The 18,114-nt window shown below is 61.1% G+C and carries 16 protein-coding genes and 1 pseudogene; 7 read left to right on the top strand and 10 right to left on the bottom strand.

Annotated elements, in window-relative coordinates; all coding sequences use genetic code 11:
• The 5 genes from ACFJI2_RS13435 to ACFJI2_RS13455 form a co-directional block, all read right to left on the bottom strand.
• A complete protein-coding gene (locus tag ACFJI2_RS13435) occupies positions 1–759 on the bottom strand; it encodes a hypothetical protein (RefSeq protein WP_377705473.1) in 759 nt (252 codons plus the stop codon).
• Positions 760–798: 39 nt separating this feature from the next.
• On the bottom strand, positions 799–1,395 hold the full coding sequence (locus ACFJI2_RS13440) for a hypothetical protein (RefSeq protein WP_377705474.1): 597 nt from the start codon (positions 1,393–1,395) through the stop codon (positions 799–801).
• A 184-nt stretch (positions 1,396–1,579) separates the two neighbouring features.
• On the bottom strand, positions 1,580–2,473 hold the full coding sequence (locus ACFJI2_RS13445) for an intradiol ring-cleavage dioxygenase (RefSeq protein ID WP_377705475.1): 894 nt from the start codon (positions 2,471–2,473) through the stop codon (positions 1,580–1,582).
• Between the two features lie 12 nt (positions 2,474–2,485).
• Positions 2,486–3,100: a hypothetical protein gene (locus ACFJI2_RS13450; protein WP_377705476.1), complete on the bottom strand. Its 615-nt coding sequence runs from the start codon at positions 3,098–3,100 to the stop codon at positions 2,486–2,488.
• 19 nt (positions 3,101–3,119) lie between these two features.
• Positions 3,120–3,689 (bottom strand): Spy/CpxP family protein refolding chaperone, encoded by a 570-nt coding sequence (locus tag ACFJI2_RS13455; RefSeq protein WP_377705477.1) that lies wholly within the window; start codon positions 3,687–3,689, stop codon positions 3,120–3,122.
• A gap of 174 nt (positions 3,690–3,863) precedes the next feature.
• Here ACFJI2_RS13455 and ACFJI2_RS13460 point away from each other — a divergent pair, with 174 nt between their 5' ends.
• Both ACFJI2_RS13460 and ACFJI2_RS13465 read left to right on the top strand, forming a co-directional pair.
• The gene (locus ACFJI2_RS13460) at positions 3,864–4,553 is read left to right on the top strand and encodes a response regulator transcription factor (RefSeq protein ID WP_377705478.1); all 690 of its coding nucleotides are present in this window, start codon (positions 3,864–3,866) and stop codon (positions 4,551–4,553) included.
• 2 nt (positions 4,554–4,555) lie between these two features.
• Entirely contained in the window at positions 4,556–6,175 is a 1,620-nt protein-coding gene (locus ACFJI2_RS13465; protein ID WP_377705479.1) for an ATP-binding protein, read from the top strand.
• 10 nt (positions 6,176–6,185) lie between these two features.
• Here the strand turns inward: ACFJI2_RS13465 and ACFJI2_RS13470 are convergent, their stop codons facing one another.
• From ACFJI2_RS13470 to ACFJI2_RS13485, 4 genes and pseudogenes are all read right to left on the bottom strand, one after another.
• On the bottom strand, positions 6,186–6,767 hold the full coding sequence (locus tag ACFJI2_RS13470) for a YSC84-related protein (RefSeq protein ID WP_377705480.1): 582 nt from the start codon (positions 6,765–6,767) through the stop codon (positions 6,186–6,188).
• A gap of 93 nt (positions 6,768–6,860) precedes the next feature.
• Positions 6,861–7,427 carry a dCTP deaminase gene (gene dcd, locus ACFJI2_RS13475; protein WP_107868613.1) on the bottom strand — a complete coding sequence of 189 codons (567 nt, stop codon included), beginning with the start codon at positions 7,425–7,427 and terminating at the stop codon, positions 6,861–6,863.
• 105 nt (positions 7,428–7,532) lie between these two features.
• The gene (locus ACFJI2_RS13480; RefSeq protein ID WP_377705481.1) at positions 7,533–8,369 is read right to left on the bottom strand and encodes an alpha/beta fold hydrolase; all 837 of its coding nucleotides are present in this window, start codon (positions 8,367–8,369) and stop codon (positions 7,533–7,535) included.
• A gap of 134 nt (positions 8,370–8,503) precedes the next feature.
• Positions 8,504–9,701: pseudogene (locus ACFJI2_RS13485) on the bottom strand (cyclic nucleotide-binding domain-containing protein).
• A gap of 191 nt (positions 9,702–9,892) precedes the next feature.
• On the opposite strand from ACFJI2_RS13485, the gene ACFJI2_RS13490 reads away from it, so the two are divergent.
• Positions 9,893–10,210 carry a hypothetical protein gene (locus ACFJI2_RS13490; protein ID WP_377705482.1) on the top strand — a complete coding sequence of 106 codons (318 nt, stop codon included), beginning with the start codon at positions 9,893–9,895 and terminating at the stop codon, positions 10,208–10,210.
• Positions 10,211–10,374: 164 nt separating this feature from the next.
• On the opposite strand, the gene ACFJI2_RS13495 is transcribed toward ACFJI2_RS13490, so the two are convergent.
• On the bottom strand, positions 10,375–11,832 hold the full coding sequence (locus ACFJI2_RS13495) for a ComEC/Rec2 family competence protein (RefSeq protein WP_377705483.1): 1,458 nt from the start codon (positions 11,830–11,832) through the stop codon (positions 10,375–10,377).
• 90 nt (positions 11,833–11,922) lie between these two features.
• On the opposite strand from ACFJI2_RS13495, the gene ACFJI2_RS13500 reads away from it, so the two are divergent.
• Genes ACFJI2_RS13500 through ACFJI2_RS13515 form a run of 4 tightly spaced genes read left to right on the top strand, consistent with a single transcriptional unit; the run spans position 11,923 to position 18,027 of the window.
• On the top strand, positions 11,923–13,290 hold the full coding sequence (locus tag ACFJI2_RS13500; protein WP_377705484.1) for a hypothetical protein: 1,368 nt from the start codon (positions 11,923–11,925) through the stop codon (positions 13,288–13,290).
• On the top strand, positions 13,287–15,359 hold the full coding sequence (locus tag ACFJI2_RS13505) for a hypothetical protein (protein ID WP_377705485.1): 2,073 nt from the start codon (positions 13,287–13,289) through the stop codon (positions 15,357–15,359). Before ACFJI2_RS13500 ends, ACFJI2_RS13505 begins: the two co-directional genes overlap by 4 nt.
• An 8-nt stretch (positions 15,360–15,367) precedes the next feature.
• A complete protein-coding gene (locus ACFJI2_RS13510; protein WP_377705486.1) occupies positions 15,368–17,527 on the top strand; it encodes a hypothetical protein in 2,160 nt (719 codons plus the stop codon).
• Positions 17,524–18,027 carry a hypothetical protein gene (locus ACFJI2_RS13515; protein WP_377705487.1) on the top strand — a complete coding sequence of 168 codons (504 nt, stop codon included), beginning with the start codon at positions 17,524–17,526 and terminating at the stop codon, positions 18,025–18,027. The genes ACFJI2_RS13510 and ACFJI2_RS13515 overlap by 4 nt, the downstream gene beginning before the upstream one ends.
• The last annotated feature ends 87 nt before the right edge of the window (positions 18,028–18,114 follow it).

Here is an 18,114-nt window from a genome sequence, read left to right on the forward strand (position 1 = left end):
TCAGGCGCCGTACAGCACGATCTTGCGGCCCTGGCGCGCCCAGCGGCCCGACGCGCCGCTGCCGCCCGAGCTGCCGCCCATGCTGCCCATGCCGCCGCTGCCGCCCATGCTGCCGCCGCAGCTGCCCATGCCGGCCCCGCGCTGCGCCCCGCCGAAGCCGCCCTGCTGGCTGCGCCCCTGCTGCGCGCCAGCCTTGGCCAGCAGCCCGGGCGCATGCTGGCGCGCCGCCGCCGTGGCAGCGGCCTGCGCCACCGCGCGCGGATCGCCGCCGCGCGCCTGGGCGGCGCGGCTTACGGTGTCCGCCGCCAAGCGCACAAAGGTCTTGGCGCCCTCGAACTCGCGGTCCTCGCCCATCATTTCGCCCTCCGCTTCCAGTCCCAGCGCGCCGCCGGCCGCCGAGGCCAGGCCGCTGCCGATCTTGGCGCCCAGCGGGCCGCCGAAATAGCCGCCGATGGCGCCGCCGGCCAGCGGCAGCGCCTTCTTGGCCACGCCTTTCAGTACGCCGCCCACGGCCTGGCCGATGGGCGACTTGATGACGGAGCCTGCCACCGAGGCGGCCTTTTTCAGGAAATTGCCGAGGAATTGTTCCAGCTCGGCCTCGTTGGTGACCGACAGCAGTTCATTGGCCAGTTCCATCTCGTCCGCTTCCGACAGCAAGCCGCCCTCGCCGCTCCATTCGCCCTGGCCGAATTCGTACTGCTCGCCCTCATAACCCATTTCCTGGCCAAATTCCAGGGTGGTACGATCGATGTCATGCATGATTAGCTCCCGATGGTGGATGGTGATTAACGATGGTGATTAACAATTGAGGACCACGATGCGCTTGCCGCTGCGCTGCCAGCGTCCTCCCGCCGGCTCCTGCTGTGCCGCGCGATGCAGCAGCCCGGGCGCGTGCTTGCGCGCCGCCTGCTGCAATGCCGCCTGCACCCTGCTTTCGGCATCCGCCGCGTCCTGCTGCGCGCCTGCCGCGCCGGACGCCAGCGCGCCATCTATCAACTCGCGCGCTAGGCGGATGAACTGGCGGGCCAGCGCGAATTCTTTGTCTTCAGGGCTGAGTCCTTCCAGCTCCAGGCCGAAGATGGCTGCGGCGCGCTGCTGCGCCGCCTTGCTGTCAAAGGGCAGCAGCGCCATGGCCGACTGCAGCAGCGCCTTCATCAGCGCCCGCCCCAGCGGCCGGCGCAGCGCTGCCCGGCCGGCGGGACCGCTGCGCGCCACCAGCCCGGCCAGAAATGGCGCCAGTGCGGCACCGTTGCCGGCCCCCGCCTCCAGCAATTCCGCGCCATAGGCCATTTCCGCATCCGCATCGTGGGCCGAAGCGAACGCCGCCGCCGGCGCCAGCGCGCCGGGAGGCAAGGCAATATCAAGTTCGGGCATATAGTCGAGCAGACGGTTCATACGTGGCTCCGGTCAGGCGTGTGTACACCTGCCGTTGCAAGCCGCGTGCCTGCGCGCTGGAGGCAGAATGGCCGCCGCGCAGCCGAAGATGGCTTCGCGGCGGCCGCCGTGGGGGGAGATGCGCGCGAAGCGGACTTCGCGCGGAGGGTGCGGTGAGGATGGCCAGCCGGGCTGGACCGCGCAGCTATCCGATCACGGCCAGCGTCAGCGTGGCGACATAGCCGTCGGTGGCGTTGCCGCTCATGCTGGCCAGTTGCAGCGAGTAGCCGTCGCCGAACACGTTGTCGGACGCGTAGCTGATGCGGGCCAGGTTGCTCACGCTGGCGCTGTAGCCGCTGGTGGCGTAGACCTCGTTCAGCGTGGCCATGGGGAAGGTGAACTGCGAAGTCTTGATGCGGTTGATGGCGTTGCTGCTCTTGGCCAGCGTCGGGTAGACCTCGAAGTGCACATGCGGCATGCGGCCGTCGTAGCAGCCGGGGAAGATGGTGGTGAAGGCCACTTCGCCGCCTGCATCGGCTTCCTGCACGCCGCGCAGGTAGTTCTGGTTGGTGACGCCGCTCGAATACAGCGAGTAGTTGCCGGAACGGTCGCAGTGCCACAGGTAGACCGCCATGCCGCCCGCCGCGCCGCAACTGGCGTTGGCGTTGACAATCTTCAGCTTGATGGTCAGCGGTACGCCGGCCGCCGTGCCGCTCATGCCCGCGAAGCTGCTGCGGATGTCCTGGCGCACCACGCCGCTTTGCGTGAGCACGTTGGCGACGCCGGCGCTGGTGCTGTTGGTGCCGTCGGCCGGATACGGGCCGCCGGTTTCCTCGGGGATGACGGTGCAGGCGCCGGTGGTGGTGCCGCTGCTGCCGGTGGTGCCTGTGGTGCCGGTCGTGCCGGTCGAGCCCGTGCTGGTTCCGGTGCTCGTGCTGCCGGTGCTGGCCGTGGCGTCCGTGCCGCTTGAGCCGCCGCAGCCGAGTATCGGCAGGGCCGCCGCGCTGGCCATCAGCCAGCGCAGGGATGTGCGCCGGTTGCTGGCCATTTGCATCATCCGGGCCAAGTCGGCCGCAAGGCTGTGATCATGTGCTTCCATCGCGCGCTCCATTCAGACAGAGGTGTTAATCAAATTGCCGCTCGTGCCCGCGTTAGGCAGCTTGTCCGACAGCGCCTGCAGGAAGCTGGCCAGCTTGCCGCTGGCGTCGGACGTATCGCCGCCAAGCGCCTCAAGCAGGCTTTGGAACGAAGTCTCCAGCGAACTGCCAGCCTCGCCGGTGCTGTCGCTGCTGCTATCTGCGCTATCCGTTTCGGTGGACGAACCCAGCTTCGCGATCAGGCTTTGCAGGTCGGCTTCCAGCTTGCCGGGGCCGCCCGCGCCGCCCGGCAGGCCGTAACCGTGGCTGTCGCCGGACGACGAGGAAGAGGACGGGGACGAGGACGCGCCCTGCTCGTGCAAGGCACCCATCATCTCGTGCAGGAAACTGCCCAGCGCCTGCGCAGCGTTGCCACTGGTGCTGGCCTCGGTGCCGGCGCTGCCGCCGTCCGAGATGCCCAGCGATTCCAGCGCGCTGGCGACAGCGTCGATGAATCCGCCGCCATCCGGTGGGGGCGGCGGGCGATTGCCAACCTGGCCGCTTTCGCCGTCCGCATTGGAGACGCCGGGTTTGCTCACATAGCTCAACTGGCTGGCGGCGCTGCCGGAAGTGAGGGAACTGATTGTCATGCTGTACTCCTTGCTAAGGTTAGGGGCGCGGGGGCTGGCGTTGGTCCATCTGCTTGCGCTGCTCGGCGGTCAAGACGCCCAGCAGCTTCTGATCGGTGCGTACGCGCTGCAATTCGAGGTTGGACATCGCCTGCGCTGCGGCTTGCGCCAGCGACACGGCCTTGGCGTCGTCGTACTTGTCGGCCTTGCCCATGGCGTCCAGCGCTTGCTGCGCCTTGCGCAGCGCCCTGGATTGTTCGCGGATGGTCGGCTCCTGCGCGTGCAGGATGGCAAACACCTTGTCCTCCTGCGCCTCGCTCAAGTCCACGCCATGCAGGAAGCCACGATGCGGGCCGGGACCGCCGGGGCCGCGCATGCCGTCCGCACCGCCGGGGCCGCCCATGCTCGGACCGCCCGGCGGCATGCCGGGACCGCCGCCGGTGCGCGGACCGGAGCCGGGCGCGCCGGGCGGCGCATTGAAGGAAGCGTCGAAAGGAGCGTTGAAGGGGGCGTCGTCCGCGCCGATGCCATTGGCGGCGTGCGAGGCCAGCGGCAGCGCCAGCGCAGCGGCCAGCAGCAGGTGTTGCAGTGAGATCTTCTTGGTTTTCATGTCTGCTCCGGATCAATCGAAAAGAGCAGTCATTGTCTGGCCGGGCCATGTAAAGCGCGGTTAGCGCAACGTAAATCGGTGTAAAGACGGGCGGTGTAAATCGGGGTAAAAGCCCGCTTCGGGGTCCATCTTGTTTGCTATGATGGGCAATCGACAATCACGAAGCACGCCGCAATGAGCAAGGTACTGTTAATAGACGACGACATCGAACTGGTGGGCATGTTCCAGGAGTATCTCGAGCAGGAAGGCTTCGAGGTGCGCACCGCGCATGACGGCGAGGCCGGCGCCGCAGCCGCCTTGTCCGGCCTGTACGCCATCGCCGTGCTGGACGTGATGATGCCGCGCATGAACGGCCTGGAGACCTTGCGCCGCATCCGCGCCCACAGCCGCATGCCTATCCTGATGCTCACCGCGCGCGGCGACGATACGGACCGCATCGTCGGCCTGGAACTGGGGGCGGACGACTACGTGGCCAAGCCCTGCACGCCGCGCGAACTCACCGCGCGCATCCGCGCCATCCTGCGCCGCACCTTGGGCACGCCGATGGGCGCCAGCGGCAACCTGCCGCTGACCGTGGGCCAGCTCACCATGTGGCCCGAGCAGCGCCGCGCCACGTGGGCCGGCGCGCCGCTGGAGCTGACCAGCACCGAATTCAACCTGCTGGAAGTGCTGGCGCGTAACGCCGGCAAGCCGGTCAGCAAAAACACCTTGTCCGAACAAGGCCTGGGCCGCCCGATGGCGCGCTTCGACCGCAATATCGACGTGCACCTGAGCAGCCTGCGGCACAAGCTGGGCACCATCGCCGATGGCCGTTCCTGCCTGCAGACCGTGTATCGCCTGGGTTATCAGCTGATCAAGGAGTAGCCGTGGGCCGCCTGTTCTGGAAGTTCTTCTTCTCCATTTTGCTGGCCCAGGTGGTGGCGGCAGTGGGCATAGGCGGCGCGGTGTGGCTCAGGAACCGCGACGCCTCGGCGCCGCGCCAGCAGGACATCGACACCGGCCCGCGCGCGGAGGACGCGATCGAGTCGGCCGCCGCCACGCTGGAATTCGGCGGCGTGAACGCGCTGCAAAGCCTGCTGGAGAATATGAACCGGCACCGCGTGTATGCGGTGGACGAGCAGGGGCACGAGCTGTTGGGCCGCATCGTCAAGCCGGCCATGATACTGGAGGCGCGCCGCCTGCTGAAGCAGGACGGGTCGCGGCGCGTGGTGCGCGAAGTGAGGGCGGCCAACAGCCACCGCTACGTGCTGTTCCTGCCATCGCGCGAGCATCTGGGCGGCATGCCGGGCGGCGGCGCGCCGCTGCTGGGTAGCCTGGCCAGCATCGCCAACGCGCCTTTCGACGGACGCGGCCCCGGCCATCCGCGCTTCCCCGTTGACGGGCGCGGCCCGGGCGGCGCGGGCTATGGACCCGAGATGTGGCCCCGGCCCGGCGCCCCCGGCCAGCCCGGCCCTGACCGCCGTGGCCCATCCGGCCCCATGGAAGCAGAAGCAGCAGCAGCAGCAGCCGGCAGTCCGGCGCCAGGCCCCGGCCCGCAAGGCCCGCCGCCGCGCTTCCAGCCGCTGACGCCCTTCATCCCCATCGCCGCCGCCGTGCTGGCCAGCCTGTTCTTCGCCGCCCTGCTGGCCTGGTATTTCGCGCGCCCGATCCGCTCGCTGCGGCAAGCCTTCGAGGCCGCATCGCACGGCGACCTGGCGCCCCGTTTCGCCCAGACCGCCGGCAAGCGCGGCGACGAACTGAGCGACCTGGGACGCGACTTCGACCGCATGACCGCCCGCCTGCGCAGCCTGATGGACGCCCAGACCCGCCTGCTGCACGACGTGTCGCACGAACTGCGCTCCCCGCTGGCCCGCCTGCAAGCGGCCATCGGCCTGGCGCACCAGCAGCCGGACAAGGCCCACGCCACCATGGAGCGCATCGAGCGCGAAAGCGTGCGCATGGACAAACTGGTGGGCGAACTGCTCACCCTGGCCCGCCTGGAAACCTCGCCGATCAACCCCACGCACGAGCAGATCAGCATGGCCGAACTATTGGACGAAATCGTGGCCGACGCCGAATTCGAAGCGGCCTCGCACGACCGCGCCATCGAACTGCGCGGCAGTGCCGACGTGGCGGTCAACGGCCAGGCCGACCTGCTGGCCAGCGCCATTGAAAACATCGTGCGCAACGCCATCAAGCACAGCCCGGCCGGCGGCACGGTGCGCGTGGAACTGGATGCCGACGAGGCGACCGACCGCCTGCACATCCGCGTGCTCGACCGCGGCCCCGGCGTGGCGCAGGCCGACCTGCAAGCCATCTTCGAACCCTTCTTCCGCAGCAGCGACACCTTGAAGGACGTGGAAGGCCACGGCCTGGGCCTGGCGATCGCGCAGCAAGTGGTGCACGCGCACGGCGGCAGCATCGCCGCCCGCAACCGCGAGGACGGCGGGCTGTGCGTGGAGATCGCGCTGCCGATTGCGCAGCACGACAGCGAAGAACGGGTCTAGACGGCGGCGCTCACAGCTCCAGCCGGGAAATCTTCGTGCCTTCCAGCGTCAGGTTGGCCATCAGTCCGGCGTTGGTTAGCACCAGCGCCTGCACCGGGTTGTTGACGGTGGCCGTATCGATCTCGCCGTTCACGCCCACCTTGATGATGGCCACCGAGGCATCCACGCCGGCCGTCCAGCCCTTGCTCTGGCGAAACTTGTCGAACGCCTCCTGCGTCATGAACAGCAGCACCACGGCCTTGGACTGCGCGCCTGCCTGCAAGCCCACCGAGGCCGACGCGATGCTGTAGTAGCCGCCATGCTGGCCCTTGATGCGCAGCGCGCCCTTGCCATACTCGCCGCCCACGACCAGGCCGGCCGCCAGCACGCGCGGGAACACCAGGACAGCATTGGATTTGGCCACCAGCTCGCGCGAGCCCTTCACCTCGCCATACAGGCGGTTCAGGGTGCTGTCGACGCCGTTGTCGATCTCGGTGCGGACCGCACCGGGGTCCGCCTTGCCGGACGTGGTAGTCGTGGTGCAGCCAGACAGCGCAGCGCCGGCGAACACCAGTGCCGCTGCGGATTTGAACAGGAAGGTACGCTTATGCATGGTGCTCTCCAGTCATCAGGGGTCAGTATCCTTGTGATTCTGACACCTTTTCGACAGGAGAACCTCTCCCTTCCGACACAGGTTTGATAAAAATCAGGCTTTCGGCAGCGTCACGCCGTGCTGGCCTTGATATTTACCGTTGCGATCCTTGTACGAGGTTTCGCACACTTCGTCGCTTTCGAAGAACAGCACCTGCGCGCAGCCTTCGCCGGCGTAGATCTTGGCGGGCAGCGGCGTGGTGTTGGAAAACTCCAGCGTCACATAGCCTTCCCACTCCGGCTCGAACGGCGTCACGTTGACGATGATGCCGCAGCGCGCGTAGGTCGATTTACCCAGGCACACGGTGAGCACATTGCGCGGAATGCGGAAGTACTCGATGGTGCGCGCCAGCGCGAAGGAATTCGGCGGGATGATGCAGACGTCGCTCTTGATATCGACGAAGGAGTTGGAATCGAAGTTCTTCGGATCGACGATGGTGCTGTTGATGTTGGTGAAAATCTTGAATTCATCCGCGCAGCGGATGTCGTAGCCGTACGACGAGGTACCGTAGGAAATCACCTTGCGGCCGTTCTCCGCCCGCACCTGGCCAGGCTCGAAGGGTTCGATCATGCCGTGCTGCTCCGCCATGCGGCGTATCCATTTATCGCTCTTAATTGCCATCGCAAAACCATTTCTCAAGATTGCAGGGAGGCCCCGGCTTGCGCCGACGCCATTTCACCCGGGATTTTACGCGAAAGACCTGCTTCCAAGAACAATTTTGCAATCTCAAGCCTGCCGGCGCGGCCTCGGCTGGCGCTGCCCTCCCTGCTGGGCCAGCAACTGCGAGATCATCTCGTGCGTGACTTTGGCGGTCAGGTCGGGCGATTCCATGGGGAACAGGTGGCCGCCGGGGATGATGCGGAAGTTGTCGCCCACCAGGCGGCGCGTGGCGTCCAGGCCGGCTTGCCGGTTTTCCACGGACTGGTCGCCGCCGATGAAGCCGGCCGGCACTTTCAGGCCGGGCTTGACCAGGGCGCCGATATGGTGCGGCAGGCTGCGGTAGACGGCGGTTTCGTTTTCGCGCGTAAAGCGCAGCTGCACGCCGTCCGGGTGCGGTTTCAGCCCGGCGGCGATGTAGTCGGCCAGCACGCCGGGCGCCCAGGCGGCGAACACGTCCTTGCCGGCGAAGTGCTGGTAGGCCGCCTCGGCGTCCGGCCAGACGTTGCGGCGGTTTTCGGAAAAGCGCGCGGGCGAGAATTTATTGGCCAGCGACCAGTTGCGCGTCACCCGCAGCAGCAGCGCGCGCCAGCCCGCCACCACGGGCGAATCCAGCATCACCACGCAGCGCACCAGGTCCGGCCGCATGGCCGACACCATCACGCTGAGCATGCCGCCCAGCGAGTGGCCCAGCAGGATCACCGGCTCGGAATAGCGGCTTTCCAGCTCGTCGACCAGCTCCTGCACCAGCTGCGGCCAGCCGGTTTGCACCGGATAGGCGGGATTGTGGGCGTGCATGTCCAGCGCCGAAATGTCGTAGTGCTGGCCCAGCAGCTCGAACAGGCGGCGGTAGGTGCCGGCCGGATAGCTGTTGGCATGCGAAAAGTGCAGCTTGGGTTTGTTCATTTTTGTAATGTCTCCTTAGGCCCATTGTAAGGAGAGCGGCGGCCAAAATAATAGAACGGTTGCTCTAATTTTCATCCCGTGCTGCCGTCAGCGGCGCGTCCAAGGCTTGGGATGGAGCGGAAACAGCAGACCGCCTACATGCGGGCAATTGCAGCATTATCAACATCTGCCTTATCGGCCAGATAGCGGTGTATCTGGGCTACCACGGCCGCCCCCTCGCCGACCGCCGACGCCACCCGCTTGGTGGAACCCGAGCGGACATCGCCGATTGCAAATACGCCGCCGATGCTGGACTGCAAGGGCAGCACATGCGCGTCGGCGCCGGGTGCGTCCGCGCCGGTCAGCACGAAGCCCTTGCCGTCCAGCGCTACCCCGCAAGCGCCGAGCCACGCCGTGTTGGGATCGGCGCCGATAAATTTCTGCGCCTGGACGAAGGCGCGGCCCGCCTGCGCGTGTCCTGTAATCCCGGTCGGAAAGCCCAGGTAGTTTTTCTATGCGCGCGCTCGATCCTGCCTGGCCGCCCGGCGCATGCGCGTCGAACACGGCCCACCGCCAAACCTTCGGATGCCGCGTACACCCGACGACCGCGACGTCGTACACCTTGGTGGGCAGGAAATCCGGCACCAGCCCGAGGCAGGAGGCCAGCTGGCCCTCGTCGGGGTTGCGCAGCATGGTGCCGTTGGGGCAGAACACCAGCGGAAAATCGTCCGGCTGCGGCGTCAGCCGCTCCAGCAGTGCAGCGGCGTCCGGGTCGCTCAGCGCGTCCACCGCCGAGTGGGGGAAGGTGTTGCGGACCAGGAAATTCTGCAGGGCCAGCAGGCGCGGGTTCCCCGGCGGGCAGACCAGGATAACGCCCTGGCCCCGCTCGACCACCAGCACCCGCCGCAGGATCAGCGCGCGCATGATGGTCTCGCCGATGGCGGCCTCGCCCACCATCATGGCGCTCAGTTCATCGGGCCGCAGCAGCACGGCTTCCACATCCTCGGTCACGTGCGCGTCGACGACGGCCGGCTTGTTCGACAGTTGCGCCACGTCCGATGTGAACTCGCCGCGCTTGGTGTACGTGTGGATCGGCCGTTCGTGTCCCAGGCCATCCCGCGCGACGATGCGCACACACCCAGAGAGCAGCAGGAACATGCCGGGGCGAATGCTGCCGGCACGGTAGAGCAGATCGCCCCGGCGGTAGTGGCACAGCGTGCCAAAGCGGCACACCCTCGCGATTTCGTCCTCGCTCAGCACCGGGAACATCTGCTGGTAGCGCGGATGATCGCGCACCGTCGAGTCCTGGTACGCGATGCCGTTCTCCGGTAGTGTCGAGCCGCTCATGGCCATCCTCCCGCAGCGCCCTGCCGGCGCCGCCCAAGCGGTAATAGTACTCCTCCCTGATGGTGTCGGCATTCTTTACACTTGGTTACCCAGCCTTCAGCGCACCCGGTCTAAGCCGTTGAAATATATGAAGAATTCCATCAGGAACATTTCTTGATCAGATGGCAATGTTTAAAAAGGGCCTACTTGCAATCTCCATGTGGACTATTGCCGGACTGGCTGCGGCAACGACATTCTCCATCTCTGCGGTGTCTTTCACGCCTGGCTCAGGCTACCGAATAGATGCCGACGAGGGCATCAACCCTACCCTGCTCGACGTTCGGTTTTGCAGCGCCACGTTTTCACCGACGACGCTTACTCTGACCAATGTCAACGATTCCCTTACGTTCACCGTAGGCAGCGTGGCGTTCCTTGAGCCGAACGCGTCGCAAGGCATCAACGCCGCAGAAGCGAACGACATGGCGTCCAAGCCGCACTCACCTTCCTGCTGCCAAACAGCGGCATTCCTCTCGTAACCGCCAGCGGCACCGCTACTACGGGCAATATCCAGGACGCCGGCGTCGACTATGTGCTCGACTGGGCGGGCTGCGCCGCCGCGCCACCTGGGGCTATTGGTACCAATAGCGGCGGTGGACGCTGCGGTAGCGCTCCACCGCCAGAGTCTGACTGAACTCCATCGCTACGGCGCCTGATTCATCGGTGCGGATACGCTGCGCGCCGGCTTCACCGTAGCGCGCATAGACCAGTGGCTGGGGGTGGCGGTAGCGGTTGCGGTATCCAACCTGGAACAAGGCCACAGCGGGACGCACCGCCCGCAGGAACGGCGGCGTGGACGAGGTGCCGCTGCCGTGGTGTGGCGCGAGCAGCACGTCCGCAGCGAGCCGTCCCCGGGCGCGCTCCAGCAACGCCGTCTCCTGCGCCGCCTCGATATCGCCTGCCAGCAAACGGACTTGCCGCCGGCGCTGACCTTCAGCACACAGCTGCGGGCGTTGGGCTTCAAGGCCTTGTCAGCGTAGCTGGCCGCATCCGGGTGCAGCACCTCGAAGCGCACTCCGTCCCATGTCCAGCCCTGTCCCGCAGCGCACCGCGTATGCTGAGCCGACGCCTGCACCACGGGATGGCCGAGTGGCAGCGAACTGGCGGTCCAGCGCGTGCGCGCGGATTCCATCACGGACAATGCGCCGCCCGAATGGTCCGCGTCCGCGTGGCTGACGATCAGCGCGTCCAGCGTGGTGATGCCGCGTGCGCGCAGATACGGCGCGATGACGCGGTTGCCGCCGTTCGATTCCGGTGTGTACATCGGCCCCGTGTCGTACAGCAGGCGATGGCCGCTGGTTTCCACCAGCAGCGCCATGCCCTGCCCCACGTCGAACGCCACCACGCGGAACGCGCCGTCAGGCGGATGACTGGGAGCGGCCGTGAGCAGCGGGATCCATGCGACGGCACCCAGCCAGCGCAGCGGCCAGCCGCGCGGCGCCAGCATCCACGCGGTGCCGAACAGCGCCCAGCAGAATACCCACGGTGGCGGCGTGGGCGCTGTCCAGACGGCGATGCGGCTGGCGCTCATCCACTGCAGTATCTGCGCCAGCAGCCAGACGATCGCGTGCGCCAGCTGCAGCAACGGCGCCGCCAGCAGGTCCGGCAGCACGGCGCCCGCCAGCGCCAGCGGCGTCACCAGCAGGCTGACCACGGGAATGGCCACGGCGTTGGCCAGCGGGCTCACGACGGACACCTGGGCGAACAGCAACATCGTCAGCGGCACCAGGCCGACCGTGACGGCGTACTGCACGCGCGCCGCCATCTTCAGGTCAGCCATCCAGCGCTGGCGGCGCGTCAGCGGCAGGCGGCGTGGCTGGCGCAGCGCGGGCGATGGCCCGCCGGCCGTGTGCCCAGCAGCGGTCCCGGCGAGCGCTGCACCGACGCCCAGCGCCACCAGGTCGCCGCTGCGGTGGTGCGTCTCTGCGCGCCCCACCGTCGCGTACAGGATGGTTGCCACGGCCCCGAACGAGAGCCAGAAGCCGGGCCAGATCACCGCCCAAGGGTCGAGCAGCACCACCACGCCAGCGGCCAGGCACAGCACATGCGTAACGCTGGTGAGCCGGTCCGTCCACAGCGCCACGGCGATCACTGCCAGCATGTACAGCGTGCGCTGCGTTATATGGAAGCAAAATTATCACTAGATCTGTAAATGTTGGACTACTATGGAGCCATTCGATATGGAGCCACCATGACCTATGGTTTTCGAGTCGTCTATTCAACCCCTGGCGTCCTGGAATCAAAGGGATTCGGCAGAGTCGCCCACCTTCCTTTCATCATGGACGACCGTCCCGGATATCATCGTCTCGCAAACCAGTTCCTGATTGATCGCGGGCTTGGCATATGGGAACCGAAGCAACGTGGCAAAGAGGAATCTGCTCTCCCTCCCAGCTCGGTAACGATGAAAGATTACGCCCATTGGCTGGCGAACTTTCTTGAGTGGTGCCATGTGCGCGCGAAGGATCCTCTAAAAGCGAATTATAAGATTGACCTGATTCAGCACTATCAGGTCGAAATGCAAACCGGCATCTGGTCGCGCGACAACGTTGGACTGAAACCTAGAACCATTAACGTCCGCGTGTCAATAGCTGCCGAATTTCTGACTTGGGCTGCAGATAAAGGACTGCGAGAGCCATTCCACATTCCTAAAATAATTAAGACCTACTCCTCTTACAGTCCCTCGATTTTTAATGGGCGTGAAACAAAATCAGTCGAAACTCGAAAGGGGAAAGTTCGAGAAGAGAAACGACGGTTAGGCCTCCCTCAGGAAGTAGAGATTTTTGATTGGCTTCAACGACTAAATTTACGATGTACAACTGAAGCGCTTATAGCTGAGACTATTCTCGAGACGGCAATTCGACGAGCCGAGGCGGCTGCGTGGCGCGTTGATACGTTGCCAATAGATCCGAGGGAATGGCGAATCGTGAATCCTGAAAAGCCTATTGAGCATCAGGCAGTGCTTATTGACCTACGATTTAATACAAAAGGTCCTGAATATGGCCGAGATCACGGAGACAAGATCGGGCCTCACGGAATCATTCGTATTCCAATGCCTCTAGCCCAGAAACTCCATGTATACCGAGAGCGAGTACGCCCGAAGGCGCTAGTGCTCGCTACACGCAAAGCAAAGTCACGCAGCGAAGCCGAGAGGATAAGACACGATGCTGTGCACTTATTTCTCAATCCAAGGAACGGGAATCGGTACACCGGGGATAATATTTATGATTTTTGGCGAAGCGTGGACCGGCCAAGAGGATGGTCGCCGCATCTCGCTCGAGACTTCTGGGCTTGTTCCGTTTTGTGGAAGCATATCCAACAATACTGGAGTATCGTCGATCGCGCGTTGAACATGAAGGTCGATGAGTCAGTGTTTAAGATCTTACAACTACAGGCAGAGACTTGCATCCAATTGACAATTCAACCTCAACTAAGGCACGTGAGCCAGGAAACGACGATAGTTTACCTACAATGGCTTTCTGACCGCCTCGGGATTAACATGAATTTCCACCAGAACTGGGTTGAGCAGCTGAGTCAAGACGATTTGGAAGATGGAATATGAGTATTCGTCACTACAAGAAGGACCACCTTAAGCAACACACAGGGCTTACGCCAGCCCCAGTGCAATTGCCCGGTGCGCCAGAATCGAATGACCCGTTGATCTTCTGGACGCGCCACGAATTGGAGCCTAAGGAGGTTAACCTTCACACACTTGCTACTGGGCAGACAGAAGTGGAAGGAGGAAGAAATAGCGCAAAGTTTGTTCCTTTTACTGGTCGTCATAAATTAATCCATCAACTGGCTCCCTCAATTAAAGACAGCCTGCTCCCCGCTCGTCCTGGGACGGTAGACGCTTACATTCAGTCGCTGCGCGCCTGGTGGCGCCTCTTTGACGCAGTAGAGGCTGCATCAGAACAGACAGGAGAAAGTACTGCCCGGATCGAGGACGTACGAATGCTTGAGATGATTCATTGTTACTTCGCGTACAAAATCCAAATGGACCGATCATCCTTTACTATCTTCAGGTCCATTGCAGATGCTACCCGTATGGCTCTCGGCGCACGCCCGCTATACTGGCAAACGCCAAAGAGCGGAGACCCAACACGTCACCAACCGCCAGAGGAACAGATCAAGGTGCTACGTTTGGCGCTTAAGCGAGAATGTCGGACTGTTCTAGAGAAGTGGGAGCTAGCAGATCGGCTCAACGAATCCGACACCGCACCTGAAGGACAGCAGGATGCCGACTTATATCATCATATTCAACACATGCGCGCAGTGCAGAAAAAATATGATAAAGAAGTCCCGACATCTGCCGAACTGAGGGACGGCATCGATCAATCACATTTTAAAAAAAAGTCTGGCTTCAGTATAAGTCGCTTACATGAAACCATATTCCCTACCAAATGGGACGCCGATGCTATTTTCCATCTATGCCTTTGCAACAGTGGCTGGAATCCTTCGACGCTTCAAGCCCTTGACGTAACTCAGAATTTTTTATTTTCACACCCGAAAGATAATTTTAGTGGCCTCCATAAGCGATTTGTACTCACTCCTGAAACTTACCTATTGAATGGGAATAAGGCGAGAGCCAAGAATAAGGAGCAAACGATAATTGGACTTTGGAAAACGGTATCTGGCCCTGGCCATTTGATAAAAACGTATATGGAACGCGTTTCATCGCTTCGCACCGTTCTTCAGGTTCGTCTTGAAGATGAAAAACGCCGCTATATTGATTTTATTCGCGACGGTGCGGAATATAAAGAGCAGTCTAGGCAGTATGGTCTTTTGCAACGGCTTGAGCAAGGTTGCCGTAGCGTTTGGCTTTACGTGGACAAACGCGGAAACATTGGCTGGCTTGGTACGAGATACCTGGAAGGAAAGACAAGCAAAGAGGGTAGAAAAATTTCGTATCTCGAAATAATATTGGAACGAATAAACGCCCAACGAACAGAACGGAATGAGTCTAGGATTCCGCATGTTACTCCAAGCGATTTTCGTGACTTCTTTGCCACATTTGTCTTCAGAAGCAGCGGCGGTAACATTCTCGCGGTGAAACGGGCTTTGGGGCATGCTCATCTTCGCACCAGCTCCGATTACATTAATAATAATGTTTTGAACAAAGAAGCCGATGACTCAGTTCGTCGCTTCCTCGAAATCCTGATGAGCGAGCTAGGAAAGGGCCGTGTGGATCTTACGATCCTTGCGCATCTACACCGCCATGGAGTAGTGACGCAGGAGATGGAACAGCGCCTGACAGAACATCGAGCACTTTCGCGCAGTCGCCTCAACATAGGTTGTAAAGATCCATACAATCCTTCGCTCCAAATCCGAAGCTCCGGCCAAGGTCCATGCAATGATAATCGTTGCCTGCTGTGCCCACAAAACGCGGTGCTTTTACCCGAGAGTTACGATGGCATTTCTATGCGTGTCGAGGAGTTACTTGCGCTGCAAGTGAACCTGCCGATTGAAGCATGGATTTCTGCGAGTTATTCAATGGAACTCACAAACAACCTCGCGGCACTGCGACTCTTTGATCTCAATTTGGTGATAGATTCACGAAGGAAATGGGCTGATGCGATTAAAAATGGAAAACATTATGTTCCTGGAGTGCCACTATCCTTCGATGAATAGGCCGCATTATGAGTACATCAGCCCCGACGCCCCCTCGCTCGTTAGAAAATCCCGTTGATCAATGCAACAGCCACGACAACTCGATTGGAACATTTCCTTTGGAGGGTCTTCAACAACTGCCCTCCGAAGGCGCAAGACAGTGCCAGGCTATCCTCGGACATGGCGAAACTCTTGGTTTCTGGGAAACGCCTCAATCTATGATTGAACATTTTGGCTCACAATTACGCTGCATCAATCTTCGCCAGAGGCTCTTAAGCGCGCTCCCTGCCAAGCTTACCGCGTCGTCGCAACTCGATGCTTTGTTGGACGAGGGAGTGATTTGGCTCACCCGGCTAGGTTTGTTAATGCGGATGGGGCCGTCGAGCCTTGGCAAAAACCGTCACAAATCACTTGATGCTAGCACGATCGCTTCGGCTTTATATACGAAGTTTAATACGATTGTTGCACGAGGCATCCTAAACAGATTATCTACACCGACTTACACGAGCTTTGAGTTCGCTATCACTCTAACGACTGAAGATTTGCGCGAACTGCGCTCCTCTCGTCATACCCGGGACCACTTAAGGCGACTTACAGAGCTCCGGAATCGCGGGCTTTGGGGCGATGCGCCACCGGCCATCGAGTTCGCTGGAAATACCACCTCACCCCGAGGCGAAGTCGCCGCGCGGAGTCCTGAGAAAGAATCCACACCATATCAACCAATCCCTGACGAATTCTTAGCCCAAATGGGGCCACGGGTACTATGGATAGTGCAGGTTTTGGGCCCCAATCTCATTCATCTATTAGATTCCCTCCCTGAGTTAATTGCCAACATAAATTTTGCTTCGAAGACTGAAAGCAATTCGATGAAGATGACGCGATCTATCGCGAGCTACTTTGATGCAAACCCTTGGCGAGATAGCGCTGGAGATACAATACTAGCGCCGCCGTTTCCAATTTGCCATGGCTCTTATCGAGGCGCTCGCCGAGCAATTGAAGAGATCGACCCTTTCGAGTGGCCGATCCGTAAATGGGCGAGTGTCGCAACCTTGGCATTGACCCTACAAAGCGCCCACCTGTGGGTCACCCTACTGGTAATGGCTGGACGAATCGGTGAGATCATGACACTGCCACGAGAATCCATTGAATGGGCCCGGGACGGTCAACCGTATGCAAACGGAAAAACTTACAAACTGGCCTTCGCGATCAATGGTGAAGAACGCCAATGGCCAGCGCCGGAAATTCTAGTCGACGTTCTTGCACAACAGGTAAAGCTCATAGAAGCCTGTGAGAAGCTTGCCAAAATAAGAAAGGGAATAAAAGATGAAGAATACCCTGTCGGCGTGCCAGAGCACCTTTGGGCATCGTTGGGCTCCTCACCGAGGGCAGATGCGGAAGAACGATTGGCCGTTGCCAATGCATCCTTAACGCGATTGGCAATGCGAATAGGGATGACAGCTACCCCGGGAGGGAGAAATCTACATACGCACCGTTTCCGCAAGACTCTTTCACGCCTGGCAGGCTTGGCTATTGATGGTAGTCCAAAAGTGCTGATGAGGCTCCTAGGTCACAAGGATATCACGATGACCCTGGGTTATATGCTCACCGACAGCTCCTTTGCTAAGGAGATTGATGACATCACCCGCGAACTTCGGGTCATGCGGGCGCAGCATTTAATTGAAGACATGTATGAAGCTGTGCACAAGCCAACTTTCCTGCCATACGCAGGGCATGGCGGTCTGGGCGCTCCTGTTCTTAGTTCGACTGTAAGCAGCTATGAAAGCGAACTCCACCGAACGGGTAAAATTTGGGAAGTAGAAACTTCACATGAACTCGCAGTACTGCTCACCAATAATGGACAATGCATGCGTCTTGTGAATGCACACGTCGTATGTACGAAGACAGATGGCGAGATTGGGTTGTGCAGTACAAAGAAAGGTATTCCGAATATCGCAAACTGTCAAAGCGAATGTATCAATCGCATTGAGGAGAGGACTGGGCGACGCGATACACAGAGAATTATCCCAATCATTCTGATGAATGCGCAACAGGCAATTAAGGACAACGATCTCCTAACTGTAGCAAGTTATGCGCGGCAATTATCCATCGAGCTGAATCGCTTTGATGACATAAAAGAGAGCTGGCGTGACAATCCAGAAGTCATTGCAATTATGAAGGCTGGAGCATGAGCGACCGAAAAAAAGATGCGGCAAAGCGTCGTGGAGAGGCGCGCACAGCTCAAGTAGAAATCAGAGTGCGTGAGGCGATGAGGGAAATAGAAAAGGAAATGGGGGAAAACGCTAGTATATATCCCCAAAATGGCGGGGCAATTTCTATGAACGAAGTGGCTCGACGCGCAAAGATCAGCTTAACCACTCTATTCTCACCGAAGCAGCAGGCACTTGGCCGGCAAGTGAAGACCTGGATTGATCAGCTCAAAGAAAATAAAATCACTGGACGGACCAGAGTGCGGCGCGCATTTCACGAGCGTGCCGATGATTGGCGCAAGAAATTTCTCGATTTGCAGGACGTGCACCGAGCTACGGAGCTAGAACTCCAGGACTCATTGGCAGAATTGGAGAAGTGTAAAAGAGACGCCGACGATCTTCGAACAAAGAATCAGCTTCTCTTAGAACAATGTCGGCTCTTAGGCACGTCGATGATAACCCGCATTCCAGAGAAGCATTAGCCTGTTGCATGTCCCGCACGGACATCGGCGGTCGCAACTACTTGTTTGCCGGTGCCGACCGCGGCGGTGAGCGCGCTGCGGGCATAA

Origin of the sequence: Pseudoduganella sp. UC29_71 (assembly GCF_042693265.1) — a bacterium.
Lineage (GTDB): Bacteria > Pseudomonadota > Gammaproteobacteria > Burkholderiales > Burkholderiaceae_D > Rugamonas.